The following is an 18,636-nucleotide window of genomic DNA, read 5'->3' as shown; positions in this document are numbered from 1 at the left end:
CGGGATGGCTTATAGGCCGTGCCTGGTCCCCTGCACTCGACCTGATGTCCATCACCAGGTTCGATCACCAGACGCTGTGGCCTTGCGGTCACCTCGACCCACACTCCACGAGCTGCAGCACGACCACTCACCGCCCGCCAATTCGTCACCCAGAACCACTCGGGCAGGCCCACCAACGCCTCGGACCGACGAGGCGGCGCCGTTCGCACCTTTGGTGCAGGAATGGGCATGCGTGCCCATCGCACCAACGCCAACTCGGCGGGAGACACCTTCTTTATGTCGCTGCCCTTGACCGGCGTACACACCTGCACGTCGTCCTTTAGCATCCGGCAGTCATGTGGCCCGATTGCATTCGACTCGGCGCCGGACCCATGTCCGCTCTTAGGTAGCGAGGGTGGCCTGCCAGGCTCTCCTGTTGCGCCATCATCTTGAGCACCGAATGAATAATAGTTATGCGAATTCGTGGTTGGTGGGATGGGATCCAGGGGCGGAGGCGCTGCAAACGAACTCAGTGCAGACGTCGCACTCAGAAGAATGTAGGGTGTGTTGAGAGACGCGAGCATGACCTAGCAACCCTGGCCGAGAGTAGCTATATCCGTGACTATCCATCGGCCGCTATCCCGGGACAGGTGCGCTTTGACTCGCTCCTCTTTGACGCCGCGATTGATCTTCTTTCCGCTCGTGACATCAAGAAGCCCTGTCCTGCTGGAGTCTTGGCAATCATGCAGGATGGCGCTGTTTCCTGTGATTTCAAGGCTCCTGATATGGGTGACGATCTTTCCGTAGGAAGCGTGGTTCTCGCTCTGGTTCTTCTGGATCCCTCCGAGGACCCGTGAAAGTTGCGGCTCCCCCATGAACTGCGAAAGTTGCTGTTTGCGAACGGCTATCGGTAGCGAGTCCACGTGATCCAGAAGGCTGATGGTCGCGGTATATGCCTTCTTGACTTCTTCCTCATCGTGCGCACTGGGCGTAGAGGCTGGCATCCGCGTAGGGCGTGTCAGAGATGGAAGGGCGGCTGCCTTCTCGTTGCTTCCGCAACTCGAAAGCATCAGGATCGTGCCAAGTGCGCCGAAATAGCAGAGTGTGGCGACGGCCCGTCGACCGAGCTCCGTCACGCGCTACCTCCATCGAATGATCGTTCGTAGTGCCGCCGCAGTTCGTTCGCGGCGGCACTACGAACATGACGTCGAGCGATCGTAGGTGCAACGGAGGTTCTTCGCTCCCACATCACACCGCGAGAAGGGTAAATCCTTGTACGCAAGAGACCAAGGCGTTTCGATTAGCCTTCCCTTTTGTTCCCTTTGTTTTGAAATGCCTAGTCTCTGGGTTGGTAGGCGAGTTGCCGCCGCTGCTCTCTACATTGCGGAGGCGGGAGAGGCGGATATGGCGGAGACCTGGCCATCCTTGATCGCGGCGACCAAACGGGCCTCGGCGGCCTGGCGCTGCTTGTACAGCCGGCTGGCGGGTATGCCGCGTGCTTGAGCGAGAGTCTGGACGGACGTTGCGTCTAGTCGCGTGGCGATGACCAGCTCCGCGGCGGCCGAGTCGATGATCCCTTGCCGTGCTGCGTCCAGTACCAGCATGATCGGGTCTGGGGCGGCAGCGGCTGGGCGGTCGGGCAGGTCCCAGGGCGCAAGCGGTATGTCGCGGGACTCCCGGCTGCGGGCGCGGAGTGCTCCCTTGCGCGCCCACAGCATGAGTCGCGCGGCGATGTGCGGCCGTTGGGTGTCGATGCGGGCCAGCTGCGCAACGAACTCGGTCAGAAGCTCCGAGACGATGTCGTCGACGAGCTGGTCCGGACTGGATCGGATGACCCGAGCCGCGGTCCTCTTCAGGCCTGGCATTGCGACACCAACGCAGCCCAGCACCCAGTCAGGATCCCCCGTCCGCGCCTGGCGCAGGAGCTCGCGCCACGCGGTGTCCTTGAGCTCGTCGGAGGCGGCCTGTTCCAGTAGCAGTTCCCGCAGCTCGGTCAGGCTCACGGCGCGAGCGGGTAGGCCGTGGCCGAGCACCTTGCCATCCACCGAAAGCGGGTCGGGTCCCGTTGTCAGCAGCCGGAAGGCGTTGTCGGCGAGCGTCAGGGCGGTCGCCGCGTAGGGGCCGGTGGTGGTAGGCGGGCTCGGACGCTGGTTGGTGGTCTGGTGGTCGTGCATGACGCCTCCGAAGGTCGTGCTGGATTGATGGCGTCAGGTATCGGCCACTCCCTGTGCACTTCATGAGCACTCCGTGGGCGGTGCAGGGTGTGTACGAGGTGTTGATGATCGGCCCAAAAGCACGCTGACCTGCGGAGACGCGCCCTGCATGCGGTGTGCACGTGGCGAAGGTAAAGCAAGCAGCGTGCATAAAAGTGCCGCTACCTCGATGTTCGTCTTCTCGGTAAAGAATCTCTGCTGTGCCCTGGAGTGCTCCCCGGACCGGCGGTGCCGGGTGGCCTCATGCAATGACGCCCTCGACTGCGCGTTGGCGCACTTATAGACAAACTCCCTCAGATGGCTGAAACGGGGTTGCGTTGGCCGGCGCTCGTGGGGACTTGACGGCGTGTAACGAGGTGGGGGTCAATGCGGCCGATCGGCGGTGCGCCTGGCCATCAAGTGGCTCGGCGTGGCCCAAACGGAACCAACGGGGGAGCGCAAGATGGAGAAGCTGAGCCGGAGCCGGGCTTCCGCCCTGGCATGGATGTCGGGAGCCGAGCCGATGCGGTGGCGTCGGGCGTACCCGGGACGGGCGGACCAGGTGCATGTGGCGCGGAACTTCGTCACGGCCTTGTGCGAGGGAACGGGGCGCGAGGCGGACGTGGCGGCTGTGGTGTCGGAGTTGGCCGCCAACGCGATACGGCATTCACGTTCGGGGGGTGAGCCCGGGTGGTTCGGCATGGAGGTGATGCTGGACGAGATCGCCTATGTGGGGGTGACCGATCTGGGCGGGGGCTGTGTTCCCACGATCCGGTCTGAGACGCCCAATTGTGAACCTCGGGTGAGCGGCTACGGGCTGCTTACGGTCTCCAAGTTGGCGTCGGCGATCGGTGTGTATGGCAGCCCTACCGACGGCTTCACCGTCTGGGCGGAGCTGGCCCTGTGCCGCCCCATCCAGGCAGCCCCACAGCAAAGCAGACTGCTGGCGTCGTAACGCGAGGCCGTCTCGAATCACCACACCGGCCTCGTAGGGGGTCAGGAGCTCAGGCTGCGGCTCCGCTGGCGTGTCCGTCTTATCGGGCCCTCGGCGGGGCCGTCTCCTGTCGTGTGGAGCTGGCATGGTGGGTGGCCGATATCCGGGTGCCCGCCGAAAGGTTCCGGCCTTCTGTTCGGCCTTCTTTTCGTGCTTGTTCTCGGGGTTCTTCCTATGAAGCCAAGGTACTGCCAGCGGTGTCAGGGCAGGCCACGGCGCGTGCCGCCTATTCTGTTGGTGCCCCCGACTCGCCACCAGGACGACCCCTGGTAATAGTTCGCGTTTCGGATGGTGTTTGAACCTGCCCCGCTGGGTGCCCTGACTGGATGCCCGAGCCCCCTTGGCCCCTGACGTCGCATGCGGCGCCTGCCCTGACGGCCGGGTTGAAAAAGGGTGCGACGTCGCCCTCGCGCCCGCCGTGCGGTACGCGGCCAGTCAGCCGTTTCCTGAGAAGAGGGCCCCGATGTACTCAACCGGGACTCCTTTCAGTGCGCCGCCCTTCGAGGCGAGCGGGACCTTGAAATAGGTGTCCGTGTGTCGAGAATTTTGTGCAGGCTACGAGGAAAATCTGTTTTGCCGTAGTCGGGGTTTAGTGGTCCTAGGTGGGATTGGTTAGGGTGTTCAGCCGTTGAGGTGAATAGAAAGCCGCCAAAGGTGCTTGCGTCGTGGCGTGGTATCGAGAAATGGTCGAGCTCCCGATGAACGGGAACGGCGCCGAAATTCCGGTGCCGGTTACATTGGATGGGAGACGAAATGGCCACGAAAATGATCCCCGCGAATGACGGCGCCGGGAACGGGGCTACAGGCACGGAAGCGGTCGACAACCGCGCCGATGCTGCCACGGCGGAAGAACGTCCCTCCGGGGCGGCTGGGGACGTCTGGGACGCGCTAAGGGCCAACCCCGGCAGCACGGCCGCCACGCTCACAGAAAGGTCGGGGGTCAGCCGCGCCACCGTCACGCGTGCGCTCAACGCGCTGGAGCGTGATGGACGCGCCACCCGGACACGCGGCGAACACCAGGACGGGACGCGTCAGCCCGACCTCTGGCACCTGGTCACCGACACCAGTCCGTCGGCCGAGGGGGCGCCGGACGTGTCCGATGACGGCGCACTGACCGGGGGCGTCGACACCAAACCTCCGGTCGCCACCGACGCGCCGACGACCGACCCCACCGGCCCCGCCGCCGTCCCGCCAACCGGCAGTACCGGGGGCGGGGGGCACGCGGAGGCGGGTCTGGACGCGGCGGCGGTAGCCGAGGCACGGGACGCGCTGACCAAGATCCGGGACGCTGTCCGCGCCGCGCTGGACGCCCTGGACGGCGGCGACCCGGCGGCGGCGCGGACGGCCACTGAGGAGGCCTATAGCGGTTCTGGCCGGGCGCGGCGGCTGGTGCGCATCGTCGCCGACGGGCGCCCGCGCAACGCCTCCGGGGCGCCGCGTTCGGCGCCGGGTGAGATGCGCGCCAAGGTCGCCGCCCACCTGACCGCCCACCCCGAGGCAGCGTTCACGGCGAACGAGGTCGCTAAGGCCATCGGGCACTCAGCGGGCGCGGTGTCCAACGCCTTGGACCGGCTGTTCGCACTTGGTGAAGCGACGTTGGTATGCGAACGGCCGCGCCGGTTCACCGCCGCCTCCACCCGACCCGCGTCCCGCTGACAAACGCACCGATCACCACGCCGGGGCAGGGCGGCGCCGCTGCCCGCCCCGGCGGCCGAACCGCCCACGCACCACATGGAGTCACGTCATGACCACCGTTCCCACCACTAGAGCCGCAACGCCCGCTGTGTCGTCTCCCGGCGGCGGAGGCCGCCTCGGCCAAGGAGAACTTCGTCGAAGGGTCGCCGCCCTCCTGGTCGACCGCCCGGAAGCCGTGTTCACCCCAGGGGCGGTCGCTAAGGAGCTGGAGCGGTCTGCGGGCGCGGTCGGGAACGCGCTGAGGGTGCTGGCCGACCGTGGGCAGGCTGAACTGGTGTCGGAGGAGCCTCGCCGCTACCGCGCCACCGCCACCACCGGCGAGGCGATCAAACCCGGTGGCACGTCGGGTGCCCGAACGCCACCGCCCGCACGTCCCTCCAAGGCCACACCCGCGCCGACCTCCGGCACGTCCTCAACACGCGGGGCAAGTGTCGGAGGGCCAGTGGTACGACCGAACGGGCAGACCTATCACCCGCGCCGATTGGCCAACCTTCCGGACGTCGCGGCCCTACAACGGCTGCGTGAAGCCTGCATCCCTGCCCTGTTGTACGGGCCGCCGGGGACCGGGAAGACATCGCTGGTCGAAGCGGCGTTCCCGGACCTGATCACGGTGGCAGGGGACGGCGATACCGTCGTCGCCGATTTCGTGGGCGAGTACACCCAGGCGCCCGGCGGCGGTTACGAGTTCGTCTATGGGCCGCTGATCACGGCGATGACCGAGGGCCGGGCGTTGCTCATCGACGACGCCACCCTCATCTCGCCGAAGGTGCTGGCGGTGGTTTATCCCGCCATGGACGGGCGACGACAGGTCACCGTCAAGAGTCACAAGGGCGAAACGATCACCGCTGAGGACGGCTTCTACGTGGTGGCCGGGCACAATCCCGGCGTCCACGGGGCCGTGCTCACCGAGGCATTGGCGTCCCGGTTCGCCGCACAGATCCGGGTGTCGACCGACTACGACCTGGCTCGCAAGCTGAGGATCGAACCGCGCGCCGTCCGCGTCGCGCGCAACCTGGCCCATCGGCAAGAAACCGGCGAAATCGGCTGGGCGCCGCAACTACGGGAACTGATCGCCTTCCAGAAGATGGCCGCAGTGCTGGGCCCTGAGGCGGCGGTGGCCAACCTTCTCGGCGTCGCGCCTGCCGAAGACCGCGACGTGGTCGCCGAAGTCATCAGTTCCGTCTACGGCCGCACCGTCAGCCCTCTTGCCCTCGGCGAGCAGGTCTAACCCCGCGCACCCGCACGCCACCGGGCCGGAACGCGCACACCCACACGCCACCGGGCCGGAACGCGCACACCCACACGCACGGAGGAAGCCATGCCTACGCACGTCATCACCACACCGACTCCCACCACCTCGCCCGGGACCGGACCGGGCACCCCACCCGCCGCTGCCCCTCCGGCATCCGCGCCGTGGATGGGGCTCGACCAGGTCTGGCTGCGGTTGTCAGCCGCGTTCACCGATGCCGTCACCGACCTCACCGACCGCGAAGACCTGACGGTACGGTGCGCGCCCGGCTTCGGTCGAGGCGCTCCCGGGTGTTTCGTTCCGTCATTGGCCACGATCGAACTCGACGCCGCGCACCTGGGGCAGGACCCGGGCACGTGCGACCCGACCCGGCCCGCCGACCGGGAACGCTACCCGTCACTGTGGGGCGTGCTGACGCACGAGGCCGCACACGCCACCCACACCCGGTGGAGCGTTCCCGACGGCGCACCCAACGCCGCAGCGGAAGCCGCCCTCGCCTTGGAGGAGTCACGGATCGAAGCCGCGCAGATCCGCCGCCGTCCCATCGACCGCCGTTGGCTGCGGGTGGCCGCGCGCCACCTCGTGCTCGCCGACTACAACCCCTCCACACCGCCCTCCACCTCACCGGCTACTCCGGCGGGAAATGGACCGACGAGCACGTCGATAGCAACACCGAACGCAGCGATGACACCGTGGAACGCCGGACGCGCCGCAGCGCTCCTGCTGGCCCGCGCCGACGCCGGAATCCTCACCCCCAAGGAAACCCGGCCAGTCGCCGAGACCGTCCTCGATGTCCTTGGCCCGACGCGATTGAGTGCTCTGGCCGCGTTGTGGCACCTCGCGCACGCAACCCAAGACCATGACAGCGAATCCATGATGGACCTGGGGCGCCGCTGGTGCCGCATCTTGGACGTCCATCCCGAACGCCCCACCCCGCCCCCGCCGCCCGGTACCCCGGGTGCGTCGGGCGACCCGTCGCCCCTGGGCAACGCCATCCGCGCGACACTCCGCGCCGTGCACGCCAGCACTACTCCAACCGCCACCGCTTCGGGCCGCCCGGACCCGGAAGGACGACGGCAACAGGAGCGGGACGCCCGGGAAGAGGCCGACCGTGCCGCACGTCGGGTGTTCGCCCCAAGCACCCGGACGGCCGCTCCGCGTGGGCAGACCCGGATTACCGGAACCCGCAAGCCTCACCCCTACGAACAGACCGCCGCGCGCCGTCTGGCCCGCCAACTACGCGCGGCCGCGCACCGTGACCGCGTCACCGCCGTCCACACCTCACCCACACCGCCCGGACGGCTCAGCATGAGGGGCGCACTGTCGGCCGACGCTCAACGCGCCGCAGGAATCACTCCCACCGCCGAGCCGTTCACCCAAACCATCCGCCGCCGCGTCCCCACGCCGCCGCTACGTATCGGCATCGCATGCGACGTGTCCGGCTCCATGAGGGCCCTAGCCGCACCGGTGGCGTCCGCCGCGTGGATCGTGGCCCGCGCCGCCGGATACATCCCCGACGCCCGCTGGGCCACTGTCATCTTCGGGACCCACGTCCGGCCTATCGTCCACCCCGGACGGATCCCGTCCGTCGTGACCGAGTTCGCCGCCAGAGACTCCCGTGAAGACTTCGTCCAGGCCGTCGACGCCCTCGACTCCGCCCTCGAACTGACACGCGCCGGAGCCGCCCGCCTTCTGGTCATCGTCTCCGACGGGATCTTCAAAGACGACCAACCCAAAGAAGGGCAGAAGCGCCTTGACCGGCTCAACGCCGCCGGATGCGCCGTGGTGTGGCTGGCCCTGTCGGACAACGTCAAGGTCATGAACGGTGCACACCTGGTCACCCTGGCCCACCCCACCCGCGCCGCCGACGTCATCGGCGCCGCCGCCACCCGCGCACTCCGCAACGCCTAACCGGGACCGGCCCCGCACGACCCACGGCACACCAGCGCGGATCACGGTGCACGCCAGCGCAGGACTATGAGCGCCGCCATTCTCACAAAAAATCTCCAACACCGGGAGGAGAGAAAGAACGTGGACCGCAGAAGCCCTACATTCCTGACCCGCTAGCGCGACACCCGTCCGCCCGGCGTTCACTGACGCACCGAACAGGGAGAATTTCATGAGTTACCTTTCAGAAGCCCTCGAGCAGCCCGGGCCGACCGAAACCTGTCTGATCTTTGCGCTGTGCGATCTCATCGACGCCACTTCCGCACTGGACGCCAAGCCCAGCAACCGTTATCAGGCCGAGCAGGATCTGATCACGGCCGCCTACCGGGTCGCCGCCGCAGCCGGGCCCGTCTTGGCCAGCGAGAACGCGCTCCTCATTGCCCTTCGCGACGCCGCCGCCAGTCGACCGGTCGCCCCGGAGTCTTGCTCCAACTGCCAGAAGATCGACGGGGGGCTCTGCGGCCAGCACGCCGGTAGCGCGGCTGTCGCCGGGACCTTCAACGATCTCGGGTATGCCCTCGGTGGTTCGGGGTACGCCGCGTCCTGAAACGGAGGCCCCGGTCGGGGGCAGGCGTTTTACGCAGCGGCGTTAGGTTAATCGGGATTTGTGGGAGTGGTGCGGTCAGCGTTGGTGAGGATCCGCTTGATCTTGCGCCGGTCCATCCCGTGTTTGTCGGCGAGATAGCGCTGAGAAAGCGGTCGGCCCGGTCCATTGAGGCTCGCGCGGTACTCGTGCAGGACCGCTTGCTCTGGAGTCTGCTCCACTGTGGTGCACCCGGGCGCGTAGTGCTCCACTTCGGCGCGCCCGTCGTCCGTGAAGTCTGGACGGCCGCTGGCGTTGCGGGTGAGCGTCATGAGCAGCTCGAATGAGCCGACGAGGGCCAGGGCGGGCCAGGCGCTGACGAGGGCGCCGATGGGGCCGTGTGGGGCGCCGTGTGCCATGTTGGCGCCCACGGTGGCGGTGATGCCTGCGGTCATGCTCCACGTGGCCAGCGCGGGGGTGGGGCGGTTGCGGCGGTTGGCGTCCAGGCTGACCATGGACGCCGCCAGGATGAGTCCGTCGACGGTGAAGGGGACCAGCCATGCCGTGGTGTTGGACTCGCCGTGGGTGCGGACGAGGTTGAGGGCGTGCGCGTAGGAGATGATCGCGGCTACGGCGGCGACCGCGATCACTGCGAGCGCGGTGGTCACTTTGATGAGGTGGTCGGCTATCGGCCCTGTTCTGAGGTCCTTGGCTGTGCTCATCGTTGCGTGGTGGGGCGGGTGAAGCCCAGCAGAGTGGGGCGGTTGTAGGGCTGGACTTGGACGACGGTGCCGGTGTGCGGTGCGGCGATCATCTTTCCGTCGCCGATGACCAGGCCGACATGTCCGGGGTGGGTGGCGGAGGTGCCGGGCCCGGTGTTGAAGAACACCAGGTCGCCCGGCTGTTCCTGCCCCTGGGGGATGCGGGCGCCGTGTCGCCATTGGGCGCCGGAGACGCGCGGGATGTTGATCCCGGCGGCGTGGTAAGCGGCGCGGGTGAGTCCCGAGCAGTCGAAGAAGTTCGGGCCCGCGGCGCCCCAGGCGTACGGTTTGCCGAGTTGGGTGCGGGCGAACGCGATCGCTTTCGCAGCGGCCGCACTGGGAGCCAGTACGGCATCGGCGCACTTTGCAGCGCCTCTAGCTGGCGCGGGTCGCGTCCCGTAGATGCGGGACTGCGCCAGGACCGCGTCCGCATAGGCACGGGAGTGGTTGTACCGCATCAGCGCGGCGCGGACTCGTCGGGGTGCGCCGCCGTGCTTGAGGTAGCGGGCGGCGGCGGGGATGGCGTCGGCCGGATCGTAGGGGGTCATGTGGCCGTCGTGGTTGCCGTCGATGCCGAACGCGGCCCAGGTCGCGGGCATGAATTGCATGGGTCCGGCGGCTCCGGCGTGGTTGCGTCCTGAGGTGATGCCGGGGCCGGGGCCGCGTCCGTGGTCAGATTCGATCTTCCCGACGGCTGCGAGGAGGTTCCAGCCGATCCCGTACGCCTTTCCGGCCTTGCGGTAGAGCTCCAGATAGGTGGGCGGGATGTCGGCGGCGGCTCGGCCGGGGGTGGGCTGGCATGCGCTGGCGCTGGGCAAGGATCCGGGGATGATCGCGCCGAGGACGGCTACGAGTACGGCGATGAGGCCGAACGCTGCAGCCGCTAGCCCGATCACTACCGGCATCAACGGGTCTCCGACTCGTGGCGTGGGGTGGTGTCCCAGAAGGTGGCGAGGTCGGAGAGTCGGTACCGGTGGCCGGTGGTTCCGGCGGGTTGCCACACGGGATCGGCGGGGCCGTCCGGTGCAGCGGTGGGCGTTTGGACGGCCGTGGCGACCGGCACTTCGGGCGCGCTGAGCAGGGCGCGGAGATTAGATTCGCGTTTGGGGCTGGGCAGCCAGATGAGGACGGGTGTGGTGGTGCCGGTGGCTTCGGCGAGGTCGGCGTAGCCGCCGAGTTTGCCCGCGACGCGGGCGAGGGTTTCGGTGCCGGTGTCGTGTTCGAGAAAGAAGTCCAGCGTCTGGGGTGTGTCCTGGGGGCGGTGCCGGGTCCAGCGGCCGAAGCCGTCCGGGCGGGCCAGGTCGCCCCAGTGGGCGGCGCAGCGCTGCTCGGACCACCACTGGGTCAGGGCGGTTCCGTCGGCGTGCTGGTGGGCGTGGGCGTGCAGGGCGACGAAGAAGTCGTTGACGCCGACCTGGTGGCCGAGGCGGGGTGAGACGGCGATGCCGGTGGCGGTGTCCTGCCGGTACCCGAACTCGCTGATGCTCTGGCCGTGGGCGATGGCCAGGACGTGAGCGCCGGCGGGGCCGAGGACCCAGTGCCAGGGCCGGGAGCCTACGGGCGTCCAGGGCCGGAAGCGCAGCAGCGCGTGGAGGCGGTGGAGTCGGTTGAGGCGTTGCCGGGCGCGTTCGGGGCTGGGGAACAACAGCGTGGTGAGCTGCCCGGTGGTCAGGACGCGGTGTTCCCAGACCAGGGCGAGCAGGTCGCGATCGCGGGCGGTGAGGCGGTAGGCCACTTCAGCGATCAGTGCTGGGGTCATTCGTGGTGGGCGGATGTAGGTTCCGCGCAGCCGGTTCGCCGTTTTGTTGTGGGGCGTCACAGGTCCTCCTCCGTGTGCGGCGTTGAGTCGGTGTCGCTGGGGTGGGCGTCGCGGAGGGGCGTCGGCGTAGTGGCGGCGGTGGTGGTGTCCAGGTGGCGGAGCCCTACGGCGGGGATGCGGCGTTTCGTGCGTCCGGTGACGAACTGTTCGCGTGAGGCGCGGCGAACCGCGGTCCCGCGGCCGGGGACCGGGTCGGGGAGTGGCCGGGTGCGGAAGGTGAAGGGCGGGGTGGGGGTGTTGCCGTCCATCAGGCGGGCGGCGGCCTGGTAGGCGCCCAGGTGGGACAGGTCGTGGGCGGCCAGGAGTGGTGCGGTGTGGCGGGCGAGGTCGGTGGCGTCTTCGGGTGAGGCGGCGAAGTAGATCTTGTTGCGGGCGTCGGCGGAGACGGCGTCGCGGAGGTCTTTGGGGAGTTGGGACAGGTGCTGGTGGGCCAGGGTGAGGGCGAGGCGGTAGGCGCGGGCTTCGGCGAGGATGTCGGAGATGGAGCCGGGCAGGTTGAGGAAGTTGTGGGCCTCGTCGATGTAGGCGGCGGCGTCGCGCCGGTCGGATTCTGCCCGGGTGGCGCGTGGGGTGATGGCCTGCCAGGTGTGGGCCAGCAGCAGCGATCCCAGCAGCCGGACGGCGTCCTCGCCGAGGACGCCTTTGGGGAGCCGGGCCAGGATGAGGCCGCCGGTGTCGAGCATGGCGCCGATGTCGAGGGTGGAGGTGCCACCGGACAGGGTGTCGCGGACGAACGGCCGCAGGAGCACGGCGCGGAGTTTGTTCATGACCGGTCCGATCACCGATGCGCGTGCCGCCGGGGTCAGTTCGTCGTAGGACGCCCAGAAGCCGCGCAGCAACTCGTCGGTGAGGCGGGCGGTGACGCGGGCGCGGTAGGGGGTGTCGACCAGCAGGCGGGGGATGTCGGCCAAGGTCGCGCGGGACCCGTTGACCCGGGTGAGGGTGAGGCAGGCTGAGCGCAGCAGGTCGTCCAGGCGAGGCCCCCAGGAGGAGGAGAAGCAGCGGCGGAAGGTGGTCACGATCGACTCGGCCGCGAACGCGGGATCGCCTCCGGCCAGGACGTTGAGGCAGGGCGGGCGGCCGCGGTCGGCCGGGTCCAGCAGCGCCGTCCGCCCGATGGCGCGGTCGGGGAGGCGGTTCAGGACGTCGGTGACCAGGTCGCCTTTGGGGTCGATGACCAGCGCGCCGCGCCCGGCGGCGGCGTCGGACAAGATGAGGTTGGCTAGGAACGTCGACTTGCCGACGCCTGTCTGGCCGAGGACGTGCAGGTGCTGGCGGGCGCCGGCGACCGTCAGCCCGACCGGTCGCGGCGCCCCGGACTCGGAATCGCCGAGCACGCGGATATCGGGGCCGAAGGCCGGGACGGTGGGGGCGGGCGCGATGGGGCGGGCGCCGGCGCGGGTGACGCCGGGCGCGGCGAGGTCGTAGGGCAAGTGTGCCAGCACGGCCAGCTCCGGCACCGACAGCAGGGAGCCGCGGCCAAGGTGGCGACCGGCCAGCCGAGCGGCGGGCTGTCTGAGTCGCCGTCGCCGCAGGTATTGGTGGCCGGAGGTGAACAGCGCGAAGGTGGAGGCGGTCTCGTGCGCGTGCGTGCGTAGCCACCCCGCCGCGGTCTGGTCGGGGTGGCGGGTGGCCACGCCGTAGCGGATCTGGGCCTCGAAGCGGGGCTGTGCGGCTTTGGCGAGGATGGCGCGGACCTGTTCGGCGCGTTCGGGGAACTGCCGCGCCAACTCGCCCGGTTCCCGGTGTCCGGACATACCAGGGGTGAGCAGGTCGAACACCAAGCCTTGGGGTGCGGTGGATCGGGCTCCGCGGAGGGTGGACGCGGCTCGGTGGGCGCGCCGTAGTCGACGTCCGGTCGCCGGGCGGGCCAGTACTTGTACCGCCAGGTACTCGCCGTCGGCCAGCCCGGACGCCGTCCCTAGCAACCCTCGCAGCGGATCTTGATCATGGGAGTGGGCGAGCGGGAAATGGTCGGGACGCGCCAGGACCAACCGACCTCCCGCCGCCTTGGCGTCGTGGGGGAGGGGCGGGGCGGCGGGGCCGGTGGTGAGCGTGGCGCCGGGCCAGGCCGACCGGATCGTCTTCTCCACCAGTCCCGGCGGGATCGTCCCGGGCACCCAGACCTGGAAGCGGACGCCGGTATGGTCGGCCAGGTACTCGAACGCCAGGTGCGGCTGCCCGTACAGGGCGCGTTTCCAAGCGGGCAGGGTCAGGCCGACCAGACGAGTCCACCAGGCGACGGCACTGCCGTCCTCGACGTTGGGGGGAACCGCGACCTCGATCACTCGCGCTCCTGGGACCAGCCGCCCGTTGCGCCACCGCCACAGCGCCCACCGCGCCGCGGCTGCGGCCGATACGGCAGCGAGAACGCCGACGGCGACGCCAGGCCCGTAGTCGGTGAGGGTGTCGGCGAGTTGGTCGGGGTACCGCCAGGGTCCTGGGACCAGGGCACCGGTACCGCGCAGCCCCGGCCTCATTGCGGATCGAGCTCCTTCCCCGGGGAGTTGTCTGGGTGGTCGAGGGTGGCGAGTTCGGCGGGGTCGGTGGTGGTCAGCCGGTGCTCGTGCTGGCTGGCGATGGCGGTGAACGCTGCCCGGTCCGACCCGGTCGCGGTTCCGCACAGCAGCCCTTGGCCGCGGTCGGCGGCCAGGAGGAACCCCTTCTCGCCGTCGGTGAGGTCGAACGCGGCCCCGATCTTGTCGATGGCCTGGGGTGCCTGGCGGAGCAGGATCTGGGTGGCGGAATTAGCGATCACGGCCTGCCCCAGATCAGAGCCGAGGAGATCGGCGGCGTCCTGAGTCACCACGGCCAACCCGGCCCAGTGCTTGCGGGCGGACTTGGCCAGCCGGTACAGGAACCGGGCGCCCTCGTCCTCGCGCATGAGCATCCACGCCTCGTCCACCACGACCAGGCGGCGGCGCCGGTCGCCGGGGTCAGTGACCTGCCGCCAGATCGCGTCCAAAGCGAGCAGCATCCCGACGGTGCGGGTCTCCTCAGGCAGATCCCGCAGGGAGAACACGATCAGGTGTCCGTGCGGGCGGGTGCTGGTCGGTCCGGCGAACATGCCTCGATAGGAGCCGGTCACGAACGGAGCCAGCCGTGCCGCAAGGTCGGCCGCCGCGCAGGCGTTGGGGGTGCCGGTTTGCGCGTAGAGGTCGAGTTGGCTGGTCAGGTCGGCCAGAAGCGGGGCGCGGCGGTTCCAGGTGCGCGGATCGGCGGTGATACCGCACGTCCGGTAGGCGGCGAGCACGGCCCGGTCCAGCACCGACCGCGCTGCCGGGGTGAGGGGTTCGCCGAGCATCGCGGCGATGAGCGTCTGCACGAACAGCGCCCGTCGGATGAGGGTGTCGTCCTCCTTCCCATCCGGGAGGTCGAAGGGGTTGAAACAGACGCCCGGGGCGCCGAGCGCGATGTGGGTGCCGCCGACCGCATGGCACAGGCGCTGGTATTCGTCTTCGGGGTCGATGACGGCGATGTGGACGCCTTGGTAGAGCAGGCGGAGGGTTTCGAGTTTGGTGAAGTAGGACTTGCCGGCCCCCGAGCGGGCGATGGTGACCGAGTTGTAGTTGTCCTGGGCGAACCGGTCCCACACCACCACTCCGGAGGAGTAGGCGTTCAACCCGTACAGCACCGGGGCATCGGTGAGGTTGGGGTGGAGGTCGGGTGAGGTGAAGGGGAACGCCGCCGCCAATGCGGCGGTGTCGAACACCCGCCGTGTCTTCACGCTGTCGTGGCCGAGCGGAAGCGTGGTGGTCCAGCCCTGGAGGGCGCGGAAGGTGGTGGGTTGAGCGTCCAGCAGCAGCGAGGCCGCAAGGGCCCGCACCCGCTGCACCTGTGCTTCCAACTCGCCGGGATCGGTGGCGTGGACGCTCAGATACAGCCCGACGCGAAAGAGCCGGCCATGCCCGCGCGCCAACGACGCCGCGAGGTCGGCGGCATCGTCGGCTGCGGCCTCGGCGGCGAAGTCGGCCAGTCGGCCCCGCTGGGCGTCAGTGCGGGAGGCCGATTCCAGCCGGGCGAGTTGGCGCCGGAGCCGTTGTGCCGCCACCAGCGGCGGCACCGGCTCCACGTGCAAGGACACATCCAGGCGTCCGGGATAAGTGAGGAGCGGCTCCAGCCAGCCCGCGCCGACGTCACGCGGATAGCCCGCGACCGCGAACGAGGCGCATACCCCGCCTGGCAACGCCACCGAACGCGGGTTCACCCGCAGCGCCGACGGGCCGAACATGCCCGACAAATCATCATCAGTCTTTCCGGCTTGCCTTGAGCCACTGAGGGTCCGAAGAAGGGCGCTGAGCTGGGCCATCACGGCTCCTGCCTGACGGTGACCAGTTCCTGCGGGGCGGCGTTATCCACAGGATGGGGGTCACCTGGGGACAGTGATTCGGCGAGCACTGCGGTGCACGCGTCGGCGTTCAGGACTTCGGCGGTCACGCCGAGCACGGCTAGTGACTGCACGGCCTCCTCGGCCCGCCGCAACACCACCTGCGCCCCCGCGTCCCAACCGATTTGTTGCCCTCTGCTCTTCCACCACGGCGTTGCGGACGAGGCGGAGGCGGCATCGGTGATCACGATGAGGACCTGGCGGACCAGCAGGTCGTGGGCAGCGCCGATCTCGGACAGGAACGCGGCATGTTCGCCCGCCGCCCGCTCCAACACCGGATCAGAAAGGTCGGTGGCGCGGGCGGTGATGTGGTCGGCCAGACCCCCAAGGTCGACCGGGCGGGCCTGGACCAGGATCTGCACGGGGGCGTCCAGAGAGTTCAGCCACCGCCCGAAGCCGGCGACCAGACTCGCCTGCTCACCCGCAGTGCGCAGGCTGAACGCCACCGTCCCGGCCCGGACGACCGCCGCGACACCGCCCTGGGCCAACTCCATCACCCCGTCCTGGCGGACCGCACGCACCGGAAGCCGCAACGGCGTCGGCAACCGTCCCCGCATCCGGCACCACGAGGGCGGCGCCTGCACCGGCCCGTCAACGCTCACCCGCTGATTGGACTGACGCAGATACCTCAGCGCGGCAAGGGCGTAGCGGTCCAGGCTCATCGCGTCGTGGCGCGCGATCGCCACCACGACGCCCGCCGCTGCCATAGGCAGCACCACCGCGACCAGCGCCGGGAACGGCACTAGCGCCTGAAAGGTCACAAACACCCACAGCACGAGCGCGGCGGTCCCACCCAGGACGGCCAACTGCCGGGCGGTGAGTCCGTAGAGAATCTTGTCGGGCTGGTCGATGTCGGCGGGGATCTTCACGCTCATCTGCTGTTCGCGGTAGCCGCTCACCTGGTCCTCCTTCGTTTGGGTGGCTCGATCCACAAGGGCAGTTGCCGGTGCGGCACCGGTCGCCGCGGCATCCCGGGCAACATCAACTGCCGCGACCGCACCCGAGGCCGCGGCACGACCACCGGACCGGTGGCGGGCGGCCGAGGAGTGCGGGTGACCGGGATCGGCAACGCCAACTGCACCGACCGCCTCGGCACCGGTTTCGCAGGCGGCTGGGGAATCGGGAGCGCGAGCTGCATGGGACGTCCGCCTCCTTCACGGCCGTGATCGAGATCGCCTGGATCGCTCGGTGGCGTCGGCGAGGTGGCTGGTGCTGGCCCTGTCGGGGGCGTCGGGGGCGGGGGAGGTCCTGGCATCCGTGGCGGTCGTGGAGGAGGTGGCGGAGGCTGCGGCGTGATCGCCCGTGTCGGGGCGACCATGCGGCTCCCTCTGCCGAACAGGGCGCCCAGCCCTCGGTAAAGGATCAGGCTCTTGAGCAGGCCACCGAGCATGCGAGGCTGCGCAGGACGCCAGATGCTGCGCGCCACCCAGGACGGGATCCGCAGCATCAACCACAACAGGCAGGCCGCCATCAGCAGATCGGTGACATCGTTGTTCGACAAATCACCGAACAAATTCGCGCTGGAGTCCTCAGTCTCGGAGAACACCAGCATGAACGCGGTCGCCAGCACCAGCGACTGACACACCTGAATCGCCAAAATGCCGCTCATGCCGCGCCACCACAACCGCGCCAAACCATCCGTCAGCGGCAGCGCATGAAACATCAACGCCAACGGCGCCGCCGCTATCAGCACCATCGTCAACGCCAGTCGAATCACATAAACGAACGCCACACACAACGCCAGCACCACCACACCCAGCCCGATCAGCGCCAAGAACGGCTGCGAAGGCACAGCGCTCGTGCCGACGAACCCGGCGACCACATCGGCGACCACACTTGGATCGACCGAACCAGCCCCGGCTTGCAGAAACGCACCGGCCAGCCCGTTAGCGAAATCGATTCCGTAACCAATCAGGACCAGGCTGAGGTTGGATGCCAGGAACGCCCCCACCAGCCGCACCGCCAGCTGCCCGGGAGTGAGTTCGGCGCCGGGCAGGTTGTGCCCCGTCATCAGCCAAACCCCACCAGCGGTGACCAGCAGCACGTAGCAGGTGTTGGCGATCGTCTGCGACATCGCCCACAGATTCCGCGGGCGCACCATCTGCGGTGAATCCAGCGTCGGCGTGCCCAAAACCGTCTGGTGCAACACCTCGAAAATCGGCTTGGCGGCCGAGCTCACAAGATCGGTGAACCAGCCGTTCACCGCCCGCTTAGCCTTACAACCCACATCGGTGAACCCGCAACCGTCCTCCTCCTGATCGTCACGTTCGTCCGGGCGCCCCGTCGCGGGCGACGTCGACGGGGACGGGGATGCCGAGAAGGGCGGCGTGGGCGACGGGGACGATGACGGTGTCGGAGGCGACGTGGGTGGGGTTCGGGTGAGCACGGCGGAATTCGCGCGCGGTGGTGGGTCGGCCGCAGCCTCCGCCGTTTGCACCGAAACCCACAGCCACGCCCCAAGCACCAGTGCAGCCATCAGTCTGCCTCGCGCCCTCGCCGTGGGCGTGATGGTTGGCTGCGCCAACAATTCCGGCCCACGCGGGATGTGCCTTGAGGTCATGAGGGCGTGCCCACAACGCTCTGCAACAGCTTGACCAGCACCGGCGCCAGCACCGCGACCGAGTATCCGATCGCGGCGTACCGCAAGGTCTTCTTGGCGGCCTCCACCTCGCCCGGGTCGCCTCCGGCCAGCATGTAGCGGACCCCGCCGATCGTGGCGAACAACGTTGCCAACCCTACGAGCAGACCCACGATCACGTTCCGCAGATTTGTGATCACCTGGTCGAGCGACGTCGCCGCGGCCAGGTCGGTGCCCGCCTCGGCGATACCGGGAACCAGCAGGGCGCTCACCCCGCACCCAGCCGTCCACAACGCCGACGCGGTCATCAGCCGACGACGGAGCGGACGCCTGCGCCGTCCTCGCGTGCCGACGGGAGATGGGGCGGTGGCAGGTTGGTCTGTTTGCGGCCGCTGTGGACGCTGGACGCGAATGCGTGTGCGGATGTGCATGGCAGCGTTTCTCCGGTGATTCGGTGACGGTGAGATGGGCTGCCAGGCGAGACCACCGGTGAGGGCGCGGCCAGAGGCTGC

15 protein-coding genes are annotated in these 18,636 nt (G+C 68.9%); 5 read left to right on the top strand and 10 right to left on the bottom strand.

Going from position 1 to position 18,636, the window contains the following annotated elements:
• Positions 1 to 566: 566 nt before the first annotated feature.
• Together GNZ18_RS01955 and GNZ18_RS01950 are read right to left on the bottom strand one after the other, a co-directional pair.
• On the bottom strand, positions 567 to 1,115 hold the full coding sequence (locus GNZ18_RS01955) for a hypothetical protein (protein ID WP_156214326.1): 549 nt from the start codon (positions 1,113 to 1,115) through the stop codon (positions 567 to 569).
• A gap of 240 nt (positions 1,116 to 1,355) precedes the next feature.
• Positions 1,356 to 2,153: a sigma-70 family RNA polymerase sigma factor gene (locus GNZ18_RS01950; protein ID WP_156214325.1), complete on the bottom strand. Its 798-nt coding sequence runs from the start codon at positions 2,151 to 2,153 to the stop codon at positions 1,356 to 1,358.
• A gap of 481 nt (positions 2,154 to 2,634) precedes the next feature.
• Here GNZ18_RS01950 and GNZ18_RS01945 point away from each other — a divergent pair, with 481 nt between their 5' ends.
• The 5 genes from GNZ18_RS01945 (at position 2,635) to GNZ18_RS01925 (ending at position 8,603) form a co-directional block, all read left to right on the top strand.
• Positions 2,635 to 3,126: an ATP-binding protein gene (locus tag GNZ18_RS01945; RefSeq protein ID WP_156214324.1), complete on the top strand. Its 492-nt coding sequence runs from the start codon at positions 2,635 to 2,637 to the stop codon at positions 3,124 to 3,126.
• A 792-nt stretch (positions 3,127 to 3,918) separates the two neighbouring features.
• Positions 3,919 to 4,821 carry a winged helix-turn-helix domain-containing protein gene (locus GNZ18_RS01940; RefSeq protein WP_173390601.1) on the top strand — a complete coding sequence of 301 codons (903 nt, stop codon included), beginning with the start codon at positions 3,919 to 3,921 and terminating at the stop codon, positions 4,819 to 4,821.
• An 88-nt stretch (positions 4,822 to 4,909) separates the two neighbouring features.
• On the top strand, positions 4,910 to 6,088 hold the full coding sequence (locus tag GNZ18_RS01935) for an AAA family ATPase (protein ID WP_156214322.1): 1,179 nt from the start codon (positions 4,910 to 4,912) through the stop codon (positions 6,086 to 6,088).
• Positions 6,089 to 6,277: 189 nt separating this feature from the next.
• Positions 6,278 to 8,020 (top strand): VWA domain-containing protein, encoded by a 1,743-nt coding sequence (locus GNZ18_RS01930; protein ID WP_156214321.1) that lies wholly within the window; start codon positions 6,278 to 6,280, stop codon positions 8,018 to 8,020.
• Positions 8,021 to 8,228: 208 nt separating this feature from the next.
• Entirely contained in the window at positions 8,229 to 8,603 is a 375-nt protein-coding gene (locus tag GNZ18_RS01925; RefSeq protein ID WP_156214320.1) for a hypothetical protein, read from the top strand.
• 47 nt (positions 8,604 to 8,650) lie between these two features.
• Here the strand turns inward: GNZ18_RS01925 and GNZ18_RS01920 are convergent, their stop codons facing one another.
• From GNZ18_RS01920 to GNZ18_RS01885, 8 genes are all read right to left on the bottom strand, one after another.
• Complete coding sequence (locus GNZ18_RS01920) at positions 8,651 to 9,301, bottom strand: DUF2637 domain-containing protein (RefSeq protein WP_156214319.1); 651 nt, start codon at positions 9,299 to 9,301, stop codon at positions 8,651 to 8,653.
• Positions 9,298 to 10,245, bottom strand: a complete 948-nt coding sequence (locus GNZ18_RS01915; RefSeq protein WP_156214318.1) for a C40 family peptidase — start codon at positions 10,243 to 10,245, stop codon at positions 9,298 to 9,300. Before GNZ18_RS01915 ends, GNZ18_RS01920 begins: the two co-directional genes overlap by 4 nt.
• A complete protein-coding gene (locus GNZ18_RS01910) occupies positions 10,245 to 11,159 on the bottom strand; it encodes a replication-relaxation family protein (protein ID WP_156214317.1) in 915 nt (304 codons plus the stop codon). The genes GNZ18_RS01915 and GNZ18_RS01910 overlap by 1 nt, the downstream gene beginning before the upstream one ends.
• On the bottom strand, positions 11,156 to 13,639 hold the full coding sequence (locus GNZ18_RS01905) for a DUF8128 domain-containing protein (protein ID WP_156214316.1): 2,484 nt from the start codon (positions 13,637 to 13,639) through the stop codon (positions 11,156 to 11,158). Before GNZ18_RS01905 ends, GNZ18_RS01910 begins: the two co-directional genes overlap by 4 nt.
• Positions 13,636 to 15,390, bottom strand: coding sequence for a VirB4 family type IV secretion system protein (locus GNZ18_RS01900; RefSeq protein WP_156214315.1), 1,755 nt, complete (start codon positions 15,388 to 15,390; stop codon positions 13,636 to 13,638). The genes GNZ18_RS01905 and GNZ18_RS01900 overlap by 4 nt, the downstream gene beginning before the upstream one ends.
• Before the next feature lie 77 nt (positions 15,391 to 15,467).
• Complete coding sequence (locus GNZ18_RS01895) at positions 15,468 to 16,445, bottom strand: PrgI family protein (protein WP_156214314.1); 978 nt, start codon at positions 16,443 to 16,445, stop codon at positions 15,468 to 15,470.
• Complete coding sequence (locus tag GNZ18_RS01890; RefSeq protein ID WP_512698843.1) at positions 16,442 to 18,022, bottom strand: TrbL/VirB6 family protein; 1,581 nt, start codon at positions 18,020 to 18,022, stop codon at positions 16,442 to 16,444. Before GNZ18_RS01890 ends, GNZ18_RS01895 begins: the two co-directional genes overlap by 4 nt.
• A gap of 80 nt (positions 18,023 to 18,102) precedes the next feature.
• Positions 18,103 to 18,396, bottom strand: coding sequence for a pilin (locus GNZ18_RS01885; protein ID WP_242891133.1), 294 nt, complete (start codon positions 18,394 to 18,396; stop codon positions 18,103 to 18,105).
• Between the last annotated feature and the right edge of the window lie 240 nt (positions 18,397 to 18,636).

Origin of the sequence: Actinomadura litoris, from assembly GCF_009733595.1 — a bacterium.
GTDB classification, from domain to species: domain Bacteria; phylum Actinomycetota; class Actinomycetes; order Streptosporangiales; family Streptosporangiaceae; genus Spirillospora; species Spirillospora litoris.
Note: the sequence above shows the minus strand (reverse complement) of the source record. Positions and strands in the feature narration are given on the sequence as shown.

Excerpts from the sequence above, each read along its gene's own strand:
- GNZ18_RS01950 (WP_156214325.1), bottom strand. The coding sequence starts at position 2,153 with ATGCACGACCACCAGACCACCAACCAGCGTCCGAGCCCGCCTACCACC.
- GNZ18_RS01945 (WP_156214324.1), top strand. The coding sequence starts at position 2,635 with ATGGAGAAGCTGAGCCGGAGCCGGGCTTCCGCCCTGGCATGGATGTCG.
- GNZ18_RS01940 (WP_173390601.1), top strand. The coding sequence starts at position 3,919 with ATGGCCACGAAAATGATCCCCGCGAATGACGGCGCCGGGAACGGGGCT.
- GNZ18_RS01935 (WP_156214322.1), top strand. The coding sequence starts at position 4,910 with ATGACCACCGTTCCCACCACTAGAGCCGCAACGCCCGCTGTGTCGTCT.
- GNZ18_RS01930 (WP_156214321.1), top strand. The coding sequence starts at position 6,278 with ATGGGGCTCGACCAGGTCTGGCTGCGGTTGTCAGCCGCGTTCACCGAT.
- GNZ18_RS01925 (WP_156214320.1), top strand. The coding sequence starts at position 8,229 with ATGAGTTACCTTTCAGAAGCCCTCGAGCAGCCCGGGCCGACCGAAACC.
- GNZ18_RS01920 (WP_156214319.1), bottom strand. The coding sequence starts at position 9,301 with ATGAGCACAGCCAAGGACCTCAGAACAGGGCCGATAGCCGACCACCTC.
- GNZ18_RS01915 (WP_156214318.1), bottom strand. The coding sequence starts at position 10,245 with ATGCCGGTAGTGATCGGGCTAGCGGCTGCAGCGTTCGGCCTCATCGCC.
- GNZ18_RS01905 (WP_156214316.1), bottom strand. The coding sequence starts at position 13,639 with ATGAGGCCGGGGCTGCGCGGTACCGGTGCCCTGGTCCCAGGACCCTGG.
- GNZ18_RS01900 (WP_156214315.1), bottom strand. The coding sequence starts at position 15,390 with ATGTTCGGCCCGTCGGCGCTGCGGGTGAACCCGCGTTCGGTGGCGTTG.
- GNZ18_RS01890 (WP_512698843.1), bottom strand. The coding sequence starts at position 18,022 with ATGGCTGCACTGGTGCTTGGGGCGTGGCTGTGGGTTTCGGTGCAAACG.